14 protein-coding genes and 1 pseudogene are annotated in these 12008 nt (G+C 46.4%); 13 read left to right on the top strand and 2 right to left on the bottom strand.

From position 1 onward, the window contains the following. Nucleotides 1–13: 13 nt before the first annotated feature. The 8 genes and pseudogenes from ybgC (at nt 14) to nadA (ending at nt 6518) form a co-directional block, all read left to right on the top strand. A complete protein-coding gene (ybgC, locus tag G7083_RS10740; RefSeq protein WP_166014766.1) occupies nt 14–421 on the top strand; it encodes a tol-pal system-associated acyl-CoA thioesterase in 408 nt (135 codons plus the stop codon). Further along, nucleotides 411–1094: a protein TolQ gene (tolQ, locus tag G7083_RS10745; RefSeq protein WP_166014767.1), complete on the top strand. Its 684-nt coding sequence runs from the start codon at nt 411–413 to the stop codon at nt 1092–1094. The genes ybgC and tolQ overlap by 11 nt, the downstream gene beginning before the upstream one ends. Nucleotides 1095–1096: 2 nt before the next feature. Beyond that, a pseudogene (locus tag G7083_RS10750) lies at nt 1097–1536 on the top strand (ExbD/TolR family protein). Nucleotides 1537–1553: 17 nt separating this feature from the next. Then, complete coding sequence (tolA, locus tag G7083_RS10755) at nt 1554–2624, top strand: cell envelope integrity protein TolA (protein WP_166014768.1); 1071 nt, start codon at nt 1554–1556, stop codon at nt 2622–2624. Nucleotides 2625–2638: 14 nt separating this feature from the next. After that, entirely contained in the window at nt 2639–3991 is a 1353-nt protein-coding gene (gene tolB / locus G7083_RS10760; RefSeq protein ID WP_206212095.1) for a Tol-Pal system beta propeller repeat protein TolB, read from the top strand. A 31-nt stretch (nt 3992–4022) separates the two neighbouring features. Continuing rightward, nucleotides 4023–4544 carry a peptidoglycan-associated lipoprotein Pal gene (gene pal / locus G7083_RS10765; protein ID WP_166014769.1) on the top strand — a complete coding sequence of 174 codons (522 nt, stop codon included), beginning with the start codon at nt 4023–4025 and terminating at the stop codon, nt 4542–4544. Between the two features lie 15 nt (nt 4545–4559). Beyond that, nucleotides 4560–5333, top strand: a complete 774-nt coding sequence (gene ybgF, locus G7083_RS10770; RefSeq protein WP_166014770.1) for a tol-pal system protein YbgF — start codon at nt 4560–4562, stop codon at nt 5331–5333. Nucleotides 5334–5456: 123 nt separating this feature from the next. Further along, nucleotides 5457–6518, top strand: a complete 1062-nt coding sequence (gene nadA / locus G7083_RS10775; protein ID WP_166014771.1) for a quinolinate synthase NadA — start codon at nt 5457–5459, stop codon at nt 6516–6518. Between the two features lie 106 nt (nt 6519–6624). Here the strand turns inward: nadA and G7083_RS10780 are convergent, their stop codons facing one another. Both G7083_RS10780 and G7083_RS10785 read right to left on the bottom strand, forming a co-directional pair. Next, a complete protein-coding gene (locus G7083_RS10780) occupies nt 6625–7197 on the bottom strand; it encodes a YecA family protein (RefSeq protein WP_166014772.1) in 573 nt (190 codons plus the stop codon). A 302-nt stretch (nt 7198–7499) separates the two neighbouring features. Next, a complete protein-coding gene (locus tag G7083_RS10785; RefSeq protein WP_166014773.1) occupies nt 7500–8348 on the bottom strand; it encodes an AraC family transcriptional regulator in 849 nt (282 codons plus the stop codon). 102 nt (nt 8349–8450) lie between these two features. Here G7083_RS10785 and G7083_RS10790 point away from each other — a divergent pair, with 102 nt between their 5' ends. The 5 genes from G7083_RS10790 (at nt 8451) to galE (ending at nt 11989) form a co-directional block, all read left to right on the top strand. Further along, complete coding sequence (locus G7083_RS10790) at nt 8451–8936, top strand: DUF417 family protein (RefSeq protein ID WP_206212096.1); 486 nt, start codon at nt 8451–8453, stop codon at nt 8934–8936. Nucleotides 8937–9048: 112 nt separating this feature from the next. After that, a complete protein-coding gene (locus tag G7083_RS10795) occupies nt 9049–9471 on the top strand; it encodes a thioredoxin family protein (protein WP_206212097.1) in 423 nt (140 codons plus the stop codon). Further along, nucleotides 9471–10163 carry a cytochrome c biogenesis CcdA family protein gene (locus G7083_RS10800; protein WP_166014774.1) on the top strand — a complete coding sequence of 231 codons (693 nt, stop codon included), beginning with the start codon at nt 9471–9473 and terminating at the stop codon, nt 10161–10163. Before G7083_RS10795 ends, G7083_RS10800 begins: the two co-directional genes overlap by 1 nt. Nucleotides 10164–10276: 113 nt before the next feature. Beyond that, entirely contained in the window at nt 10277–10636 is a 360-nt protein-coding gene (locus tag G7083_RS10805; protein WP_166014775.1) for a DoxX family protein, read from the top strand. Nucleotides 10637–10978: 342 nt separating this feature from the next. Then, complete coding sequence (galE, locus tag G7083_RS10810; RefSeq protein ID WP_166014776.1) at nt 10979–11989, top strand: UDP-glucose 4-epimerase GalE; 1011 nt, start codon at nt 10979–10981, stop codon at nt 11987–11989. Nucleotides 11990–12008: the final 19 nt, after the last annotated feature.

Genomic DNA, 12008 nt, shown 5'->3' on the forward strand with positions numbered 1-12008 from the left:
TTTTATCAAAACCATGAAAACTTTTCGTTGGCCTGTGACAGTGTATTACGAAGATACTGACGCTGGTGGTGTCGTTTATCACGCCAATTATCTCAAATTCTTTGAAAGAGCTCGTACTGAAATGCTACGAGCATTTGGCGTTAATCAGCAAAGTTTGCTGCAACAAAATACAGGTTTTGTGGTCAGACACATGGAGATAGATTTTCTTAAAGGGGCAAAATTAGATGACCACCTTGAAGTGATCACTTACGTGTCTGAATTAAGAAAAGCTTCTTTAACCTTCTGTCAGGAACTGGTTAATCCTGACGGCGCTGTATTGTCTAAAGCGAAGGTTAAGGTAGCATGTATTGATCATGAAAATATGAGGCCGAAGGCATTGCCTCAATTAATCAGTTTGGAGTTTAACGGTAGTGAGCGCTGATATTTCATTTCTGGATCTTTTTTTACAAGCCAGTTTTTTGGTAAAAATGGTCATGTTGACCTTGCTAGGCATGTCGGTGGCTTCTTGGGCGGCCATTATCAAACGCAGTAGAGTGATTGCCGCAGCGGAGCGTGAAGCGGATGCATTCGAAGACCGTTTTTGGTCTGGGCTTGATCTTGGTGCTCTCTATCAAGATGTAAAAAAACGCAAAGACGAGATCTATGGTATTCAGGAAATCTTTTATGCTGGCTTTACCGAGTTTGCTCGTTTACGTAAAACCAATCCTAGTGCCCCAGATTTTGTGATGGAAGGCACCGGACGGGCGATGCGCATCGCAGTGGCTCGTGAAGTGGATTCTTTAGAAACCAGTTTGCCTTTTTTGGCGACGGTGGGCTCTATCAGCCCTTATATCGGTCTATTCGGCACGGTGTGGGGCATTATGCATGCTTTTATTGCTCTAGGTGAAGTTAAGCAAGCCACGTTGGCAATGGTGGCGCCGGGGATTGCTGAAGCGCTAATCGCGACCGCGATTGGTCTGTTTGCCGCTATTCCTGCGGTCATGGCGTATAACCGGTTGAGCCATAAGGTCAGTAAGCTTGAGCACACCTATGCGACTTTCTCTGAAGAGTTCCATACTATTTTGCACCGTCAAGCGATGGCGGGTCGAGAGTAACTATGGCTGGTTATCAACCGAAAAAGCGTGAGATGAAAGCAGAAATTAACGTGGTGCCTTATATCGACGTTATGCTGGTTCTGCTGATTATCTTTATGGTGACTTCGCCATTTGTCACTCAAGGCGTTGATGTTGAATTACCCAAAACACACTCGGCAAAATCAGCCGCCGATATGGCCGGAGAGAGCGATTCGAGCTTTATTATCGTTGAGGTTGATAAAGAGGGTAATGTTGGCTTGAGTGTGAATGATGAGGATGTGCAGCGCGGGTTATCACTGCAAGATGTGATCGTACGTGTTAAAGCCGAATTGAGCCTTAAACCTAATTCGCCAGTTGCCGTGGGGGGGATGCTGCTACGCCTTATGCAGAGATTGTTTTGGTATTGGATGAGTTGAGTCGAGCCGGCATTCCCAAAGTAGGGTTACTCACCGACCTTAAGTAGTAGGTTTCACATTGAGCATGAAAGAGAATAAGTCCAGAACAAGTAGTAATGCTAAATCAATCACGCTTTCACTGGCTATGCATGGTGCTTTAGTGGTGATTTTATTCTGGGGCGCAGATTTCAGCATGTCTGAGCCTGAACCGACAGGACAAATGATTGAAGCGGTGGTGATTGATCCGCAATTGGTGCGCCAACAAGCCCAGCAAATTCGCAATCAACGCGAAGAAGCGGCTAAAAAAGAGCAGCAACGATTAGATAAATTGCGCCGAGAAAGTGAGCTGCTTGAGAAAAATCGTCAAGCGGAAGAAGAGCGGATTCGTCAGCTCAAAGAGCAGCAAGCCAAAGACGCAAAGGCCGCCCGCGAAGCGGAAAAATTACGCCAGCAGCAAGAACAACAGCGTGTTGCCGCTGAGCAACAAGCGCGTGAAGAACAGCAGCGTGCCGCTAAAGCCGCCGCTGAACGTAAAGTTCAAGAAGATGCGGCGAGAAAAGCCGAACAAGAACGAGTCGCCAAAGAAGCGGCGGCAGCCAAAGCTGAGCAGCAGCGCATCCAACGCGAACAGGAAGCCAAACAAGCTCAAGAGAAAGCTAAACGCGAGCAAGAGCTGGCAGCGAAAGCTGAGCAAGAACGTTTAGCCAAAGAAAAAGCGGCGAAAGATGCGGCAGAGAAAGCGCGCCAAGAGAAAGAACGTGCCGCTAAAGCTGCGGCTGAGCGTAAAGCACAAGAAGCGGCACTGAATGATATTTTTGGTAGTTTGAGTAGTGAAAATCAGCAAAATAATGCTGCGCGGCAACAGTTTGTGACTTCAGAAGTTGGCCGTTACGGTGCAATTTATACCCAATTGATTCGCCAGAATTTATTAGTGGAAGAGAGTTTTAGAGGTAAGCAGTGTCGGGTGAACTTAAGGCTGATCCCTACCGGAACAGGAGCCTTACTGGGCAGCCTCAGCGTGATTGATGGTGATAGCCGTTTGTGCGCAGCAACCCAACGTGCCGTCGCACAAGTGGACAGTTTTCCACTACCTAAGGATCAACCTGACGTAGTGGAAAAACTAAGAAATATTAATTTAACCGTAGCACCTGAATAAGGAAGGGAAGGCTTGTGTTTAAGCGATTAGTTTTTATGTTGATGCTCATCGGTACTAGCTCTGTTCATGTCGCTAATGCGGCATTAGAACTGGTGATCACCGACGGTATTGATTCGGCACGTCCGATTGCGATTGTCCCTTTCAAGTGGGATGGTGGGATCAAATTACCGGAAGATGTTTCGGCGGTCATTGCTTCGGATTTACAACGCAGTGGCAAGTTTAGCCCTGTACCAACCAATAATATGCCGCAAACGCCCTACAGCGATGAGCAAGTGAATTTTACCCAATGGACCTCAATGGGGGTCGATGCGTTATTGACCGGAAACATCACGCAGAATGCTGAGGGTAACTATGTGATCAATTATCAATTGATCGACATTGTTCGTGGTCAATTAACGCAAGGGCAGAGTAAATCACTGTCTCAGGATGGCCAACTGGTACTCTCAAAAGATCATGTGCTATTCAATAAAGTAGCGACAGTACCAGCTTCACGGCTGCGTGAGTATGCCCACCGGATTGCCGATTTAGTATATGAAGAACTCACCGGTGAACGCGGTGCATTTTTAACTCGGATTGCTTATGTGGTGGTCAATGATAAGGACCCTTATCCTTATCAACTGAGAATTGCGGACTACGATGGTTATAATGAACGGCTAGTGCTGCGCTCTAAACAACCTTTGATGTCTCCAGCTTGGTCACCCGATGGTCAAATGCTTGCTTATGTAAGTTTTCAAAACGGGCAAGCTGAAATTTACATGATGAACATCTATACTGGCCAGCGTGAAAAGTTGACCTCATTCCCACGCCATAATGGTGCGCCTAGATTCTCACCAGATGGTAAAACTCTAGCGCTGGTATTATCAAAAACGGGTAATTTACAGGTTTACACGATGGACTTGGCAACTCGACGCTTAAAAGAGGTCACAACTGGTCGGGCGAATAACACCGAACCATTCTGGCATCCAGATGGTAAATCGTTGATTTTTACATCAGATCGTGGTGGTAAACCACAGATTTATCAAGTAAATTTAGCCAGCGGTGAAACTAAGCGTTTAACTTGGCAAGGTAGCCAGAACCTCGGTGGTCAAATCACGCCAGACGGTAAATTTTTGGTGATGGTCAATCGTAGTGATGCGGGCTTCAATCTCGCTAAGCAGGATTTAGAAACCGGGGCAATGCAGATCCTAACCAAAACACTGTTAGATGAGTCCCCAAGTATTGCGCCCAATGGTGGTATGGTGATTTACAGCTCCATCTACAATAAGGCCAACGTGTTGTCGATGGTTTCCATTGATGGACGTTTTAAAGCAAGATTACCGGCAACCAATGGACGTGTTCGCGCTCCAGCATGGTCACCGTTTTTATAACAAGTAACTGTTTTATAGAAAGGAATAAAAAATGAAACTTAACAAAGTTCTTAAAGGGCTATTGATTGCGCTACCGGTTTTAGCGGTTACTGCTTGTAGTTCAAGTGACGATGCAGCAAATTCAGGTTCGCAAACTAATAATCAATCTGAAGTTTCTAATGTTGATGGCAATGCTTTGTCTGCGCAAGGTCAACTGACTGAGCAAGAGCTGCAACAACAAGCACTGCGTCAAAACCAAACAATCTACTTCGCATTCGACAATGCAACGATTGCCAGCAATTACGAAACCATGTTAGCAGCACATGCTACTTACTTGGTTAAAAACCCAAGCCTGAAAGTGACTGTTGAAGGTCATGCGGATGAGCGTGGTACACCAGAGTACAACATTGCACTGGGCGAGCGTCGTGCTCAAGCGGTGGCTAAGTACCTAGAAGCGTTAGGCGTGCAAACTGAGCAAATCGCTATCGTAAGCTACGGCGAAGAAAAACCGCTGATGCTTGGTCAATCAGAAGAAGTGTACGCGAAAAACCGTCGTGCAGTTCTGGTTTACTAATTGAGGTGATGCCTCATGTTCAGTAACTTAAAGCACGTTGTTATGCTGATGTTACTGGCTAGTGCAGCGAGTCAAGCACTCGCTGCACCGGCTCCAGTATCTGACCTAAGTCGCAACGTATCCGCTGGCTCTGCGAGTGGTTCGCGGAATTCTGACCTCGAACGCCTTGAGCGTTTAGTTGAGAGCCGTAATCTTGTGCAGTTGCAAATGCAAAAGCAGCTCGATGACATGGTACTTGAGGTCAATGAACTACGGGGCCAAATTGAAAAAAACAACTACGACATGCAGCAAATGTTGCAACGTCAACGTGAGTTGTTTGTAGAGCTTGATCGAGTGCGTGGTGAGCTTAAATCACCCGCGGCAGCAAGTGCTGCTTCAGTCACTAACAGTAATGATGCTGTACAAGGCACATTCAGTAGTGATACCAATGAGCAAGCGGCTTATCAAAATGCAGTGGATCTGATCCTCAAAAAGCGTGATTACGCCGGTGCGATTGCTGCGTTTCAGCAGTTTCAGAGTGATTACCCCAACTCGACTTTATCGGCTAATGCCCACTATTGGTTAGGCCAACTCTATTTTGCCAACAAAGATGATCAAGCGGCAGCCAAGAGTTTTGCGGCGGTGGTCTCTCAGCGTGATTCAAATAAACGCGCCGATGCGTTGGTGAAATTGGGCGATATTGCTAAGCGCAATAATAATGCTGAGCAAGCGCGTAAGTTTTATCAGCAAACGGTGGATGAATACCCTGATAGTGCCTCGGCGGAAATTGCCAAACAGAATTTAAAATAAATTAAAAGGGCTGAGTATTCAGCCCTTTTAAGCATATTCCTAATTGGTGTGATTCACTTTTGCTTACAGCTTTATTTCAGGTGTACAATGCGCGGTCTATGAAAGTTGTGCAGAGCAAGAGTCATGAGCCACATACTCGATACTATCAATACCGTTTATCCCTTTCCTCCTAAGCCGACCCCGCTCACTCGTGAGGAGAAGCAAGCTTATATCGCCCAAATCAAACAGCTATTGATTGAAAAAAATGCGGTGTTAATTGCCCATTATTATACCGATCCGGAAATTCAGGCACTGGCTGAAGCAACCGGTGGCTTTGTGGGTGATTCATTAGAAATGGCCAAGTTTGGCAATCATCATGCGGCAACTACGCTGATCATTGCTGGTGTGCGCTTTATGGGGGAATCGGCGAAGATCCTTACCCCTGAAAAACGGATTTTAATGCCAACCTTACAAGCCGAATGTTCACTCGATTTAGGTTGCCCAGCGGATAAGTTCACCGAGTTTTGCGATGCGCATCCAGATCATACCGTTGTGGTGTATGCCAATACTTCTGCTGCGGTTAAAGCGCGTGCCGATTGGGTCGTCACCTCCAGTATTGCGCTAGAAATTGTCGAACACCTCGATGCTCAAGGCAAATCGATTATTTGGGCTCCCGATCGCCATCTAGGCTCTTATATCGCCCATAAAACCGGTGCCGATATGTTGCTGTGGCAAGGTGAGTGTGTGGTTCACGATGAGTTTTCCGCAGATGCATTACGCAAAATGAAAGCACTGCATCCGGATGCGGCAGTTTTGGTACATCCGGAATCGCCGTCTAGTGTGGTTGAATTAGCTGACGCCGTGGGTTCAACCAGTCAATTGATCAAAGCGGCTCAAACCTTACCGCAACAAAAAATGATTGTGGCGACCGATAAAGGCATCTTCTTTAAAATGCAACAAATGGTGCCAGACAAAGAGCTGTTTGAAGCTCCGACGGCGGGTGCTGGTGCGACTTGTCGTAGCTGTGCCCATTGTCCGTGGATGGCGATGAACGGTTTAACTGCGATTGCTAAAGCGTTGCGTGATGGTAGTGAAGAGCACGAAATTTTTGTTGATGAAGCGCTGAGACAAAAATCGCTGATCCCCTTAAATCGAATGCTGGAGTTTGCACAGCAACTGAACCTGAGAGTAAAAGGTAACGCATAGGTTAGCCGATATCGATGCTGATACTAAAAATGCCCAACCCCTAGTGGATGGGCTTTTTTTTGCGCACAGCTTTGCATGCATTTTGCTCTGAACAGCTTTTGGCAGCTTATTGTGCTTCGGCTAGCGCCACACCACGTTGGGTGATACCGCTTAGCATGACGGGAATGGCCGCATAAATTTCGGCAAATTGTTCTAAACCGGTAAAACCTTGCTGATAAAGTGTGGTGATGGAGGTTTCCGGATCGTACAACATGCTCAGCGAGAGTAGCACGCCGCCAAGCAATGTATTATCGGAGCTTTGTTCTGGCATGAGAACTTCCCAATCATCACGCGCCAACTGCCAGCCTTGCAGCATCCCTTCACAAAAATCACGCACAGCTTGATTGACAATCTCTTGCTCATCTAGCGCATACTCTGCTGGCCACTGCCATTCAGCGCTGAGCAGTTGCTGGCGGGAGGTGTTCCAAAGTTGAATAATATGCTGAAGATAGGTTTCTAATTGAGTAGCATCGGTAAATGGGGCATTTTCTTCGCCTCCCCATAGAAATGGTAGCCACTCTTCAGGCGGCAGAACATTGGGGCAACAAGCCATTGAGGTGACAAAACCAACGGTTTTCGCTTGGTTGAGCAGTTTATGCTCTAATTCTGGTTGTTGCAGGATTTGTTGTAAGCTTTGCATGAGTATTTGGGCTCGATATCGATCAGTCAGCGCACTAGTTTAGCGGTAAAGTGAGCGCAGAGCACTCGCTTGTTGGTTAGGTGGTCACCTAATCGCCCAATTTGATAGATATCCCCTTCCTACTTGAAGTTGCAGCGGTGTTGGCGACGTTCCTTCACCCCAATTACATAGTTTGCCTATGCTCATGGGGGCTCACTCACTTGCCGCCTACCTGCAACTCCAAGTTGTTTGGGTATAAATGTGCATATTAATCAAATATCCAGCACGATGTTTAACTGACGTAAGCTCAGAGTGTTAAATGACTAGGTAGGTGAATAATCTTTGCTTTCACTTTGCTGCATTTTGAGCCACCGACCTGGACTTACCCCAAACTCACGTTCAAAGGCTCGACTGAACGCGATGCTGCCACTGTAGCCTGCGCTTAAAGCGACTTGCATAATTGATTCACCAATCAGTAATTGTTGACCAGCGAGTAGCATTCGCCATTGGGTTAGGTAGGCTAACGGTGGCATGCCGATGTGCATTTGAAAATGTGCCGCAAAGCGTGCACGTGACATTCCCGCTTGTTTGGCTAATGTGGCCACGGTCCATTTTTCTTCCGTACGTAAATGTATGGCAGCTATCGCTTTTGCGAGGCGAGGATCGGATAAACCAGCAAGAGTGCCTTGCTGGCACAGACCATTTTCCACCATATGTCGCAATAGCAAAATCAGTAAGGTTTCCAGTAAGCGAGTGAGAACCGGTTGTTGGCCATAGCGGCTAGTAAACGCTTCATCAAACAGCAGAGTCAGCAATGGCTCTAGAGCCGGTAGCTCACGTAATGGCAGTATCACAGCATCTGGTAGAGCCAATTTCAGTGGTGAAGTTGCGGTTTGACTGAATGAAACCGAAGCGCAGACAAGATCACATCCACCGAGTTGGCGTGGCTGCATGCGATGGGCCAGGCCGCTCGGAAAGAAAATCAAAGTTTGCTCGGCCAGTAAACGTGATTCCGCCCCCTCATAGTGCAAAGTCAGTTCACCACTACGCAGTAGATGCAGATGTCCTCCTGCGGGATAGTCTTGGCTATCGGAATTTAAGCAGAGGTTACCCGCGAAAAAGAGTTGAGCGCGTGGGTTAGTATGTGCCAGCAAAATAGAAAGTGGATCCATATTTGAGACGAATTGTAAGTATTTGGCGACTATGAGTTATAAAACATATCACGATGTGCGGCAGACTGCTATCACACTCTGACGAACATATAGGATATAACTATGAGCCGTAATTCCCTCACCTCTCAATCGGCGAAATGCCACTTCAGCCTTTTGCAGCGTTATGACATTGGTTTCATTTTGGCTCTAGCTGGTGTCGTGCTCACTCTACTTTGGATTGGCATTTTCAAATTTACACCAACCGAAGCGGCGGCGATTCGTCCTTGGGTTGCGAGTCACCCATTAATGAACTGGTTGTACTCCTTTCTTTCTGAGCAGGGGGTATCGAACCTGATCGGTTTGGTTGAGATTGTCATCGCCGCAGGGCTAATTGCAGGGCTTTGGCAGCCTCGCCTTGCTTATTGGAGTAGCTGGGGGGCGATCATCACTTTTATCGCCACTCTGAGTTTTCTGTTTACCGTTCCTGGGATTTGGAAATGGGCCGATGGTGTTCCGATCACCAATTTCTTTCTGGTTAAGGACTTAGTCTTCCTTGGTGTGGTATGGCATTACTGCAATCTGTCTCGAGAGCAGTTGGCTAATCAATAACACAACACCAATTTATGGCCATGAGTCGGTTTAATTTCTCACTGCATACTATTTATGTAACCAGCAAGGTAGATCGATCAGTGGGTGAATAATGTTCAATAAGGATAGAGAAATGAAAAAAGCGCTATATACGGCAATGATAAGCTTGGTTGCAACGCTTTGGTTGAGCACTACCAATGCGATGAATAACACGATGGATAATACTTACAAGATGCCCTTCACTGAGCAAGCTTGGAAAGAGGCACAAATGCAAGCGGATCAAATCACTTTGATTGTGGTTCATGCGGATTGGTGCCCAACTTGTCGAGCACAAAACAAAGTTATTAATGCTTATTTTCAAGATAATCCACATAGTAAAATTAAGCAGCTAATCATTGATTTTGATACTCAAAAAGAGTGGGTGACCTATTTTAAAGCTCCTCGTCAATCGACATTATTGCTTTATAAAGGTGATCAACAACTGTGGTTTAGTGTAGCGGAAACCCGCCGCAATAAAATTTTTCAAGCTCTAAGTTCGGCTGAGAGTGGTATGTAATGGATATCTCATCGCTCCCTTTAGCCTTTTTGGCGGGCATACTTAGTCTGTTATCACCTTGTGTATTACCTATGATACCGGCGGTAGCGAGTTCGGCGATGCAGGCTTCCCGTATTGGTCTAGTTTGGTTAGCGATCGGGATCAGTGTGACGTTTGCGATTGCAGGTAGCTTAATCACTTTCATTCTGCTTAGCTTAGGTATTTCTCCAGACATATTGAGATACTTTTCAGCGGGGCTGATGTTGTTAATGGGGATGGTTTTGTTGATCCCAGCACTGAATGATCGCATGTCCTACGCGCTTTCTTTATTAGTCAGTCGCATGCCCGGCGCCAATGTGCAAGGCTCTGGTGCTGCTTTTCAACTGGTAGTGGGGATGTCGTTAGGTCTGGTATGGCTACCTTGTGTTGGACCGACATTGGGTACGGCGATTGCGTTGGCTTCTACTGGGCAAAATATGCTGCTGGCATTTTTTGTCATGCTCGCTTTTGGACTAGGTTGTGCGTTGCCGCTGGTTGGTATTGGTTATGCGTCAGGCTTGCAGCTTAAAAAAATTGGTAACAGTGCAAAATATGGTAAATATTTATTAGCTATTGCATTGCTATTACTCAGTACCATGATTTTCACCGGTTTTGATAAACAGTTAGAGATTTGGGCGCTGGATTGGTTACCTGATTGGGTGACGTCCATTTAGGCACTGTGGGTCGGCTTTCTGCATGAGATAATTTAATGCAATGATTGGCATGTAATCCATTGTTTAAGCTGAGGTTTAACTGATAGAGAATAGTTTTTTATAAGGAACTATCAATGAAAATCCATATATTGAGTGCAGTATTATCCTTGATTTTTCTCGCTTCCGGAGTTGCTAAACTTGCGAGCTTAGAGTTTGAAATGGCAGCATTTGCACGCTGGGGCTATGCATTGTGGTTTATGTATGTAATTGGCCTGCTCGAAGTGATGGGAGGAATAGGCTTGCTTCTACAACGCTTGGCTGGCTTGAGCAGTATCGGTTTAGCTTTGCTGATGAGCGGGGCACTCGCCACCCATCTGCAGCATGCTGAGTGGGGAATGTTAGCTGTTGCGAGTATTATCCTATTACTCACATTGACACGAGTGTGGCTGGGGCGCGCTCAACTGAGCCGAATGATCAGTCATATATTTGCTTAGTAATGTTTGGGCAAACAAGCTTGTTGAAGTGTAAAGCAATAGAGGTAAGGGATTGGCCTTTATTGCTTACACAGTCTGTTTAATCAATATCACCATTTTAATCGCGGCTTGCAGTGACTTGTGAGCCGCGATTTTTTTATATTCATTGCGCACTTATCGATGTAAACGTTACTCATTACTTGTGTGGCGGTTGCTGTTCGCCTCTCACTGATTGCGAATAATATAGGAATTCATCTTGGGTAATTTTAATGTAAACGTTTCCACTTTGGGGTTTTTATCACAGAAATACGCGCAATGGTGCTGCTAGAATCAATCGTGTTGAACTGAGCCAAGGGGTGAGTTATGAGCGTATTGATTACTGGAGGTATTGGGTACATAGGTAGCCATACTTGTGTACAGATGATAGAGGCCGGTCTTGAGCCGATCATCGTGGATAATTTATGCAATGCCAAAGCGGAAGTGTTAAATCGTATTGAAGCACTAACGGGTAAAAAACCGACTTTTTATCAAGGTGATGTGCGAGATGAAGCGCTGCTTGATTCGATTTTTGCTGCCCATCGCATCCAAGCGGTGATTCATTTTGCTGGGCTAAAAGCGGTGGGTGAATCGGTAATTAAGCCACTGGAATACTATGACAATAATGTTAATGGTTCACTCGTGCTGCTGCGCAGTATGCGCAAGGCGGGCGTGAAGTCGATGGTGTTTAGCTCATCCGCGACGGTTTATGGCGACCCACAAACGGTTCCTATTACCGAATCATCGCCAACTGGCGCAACCACCAATCCTTATGGCACCAGTAAACACATGGTTGAACAATGCTTGCGCGATCTGTTGGTGGCGGAACCGGACTGGAGTATCACCTTATTACGCTACTTTAATCCGGTCGGCGCCCATCCATCGGGCACTATGGGTGAAGATCCGCAGGGTATTCCCAATAATTTAATGCCGTTTATTGCACAAGTTGCGGTCGGACGACGAGAAAAGCTGTCGGTCTTTGGTGATGACTATGCCACCACCGATGGTACTGGAGTGCGTGATTATATTCATGTGATGGATTTGGCGGATGGGCACCTTGCTGCACTCAAAGCGGTAGGGCAAAGCGCAGGATTACACATTTATAACCTAGGTACGGGTAACGGCTCTAGCGTACTTGACATGGTGGCGGCGTTCAGTGCGGCATGTGGTAAGCCAATTCCGTATCAAGTTTGTCCACGCCGAGCAGGCGATATTGCCCAGTGTTGGGCCAGCACTGAAAAAGCCGAGCGTGAGTTGGGATGGAAAGCCCAATATAGCGTTGCACAAATGGCGGCAGATACCTGGCATTGGCAGGTTCAAAACCCCAATGGTTATTAATTTTCGCTTTGCAGGTTGA

Source organism: Vibrio sp. HDW18 (genome assembly GCF_011306175.1).
GTDB lineage: Bacteria > Pseudomonadota > Gammaproteobacteria > Enterobacterales > Vibrionaceae > Vibrio > Vibrio chanodichtyis.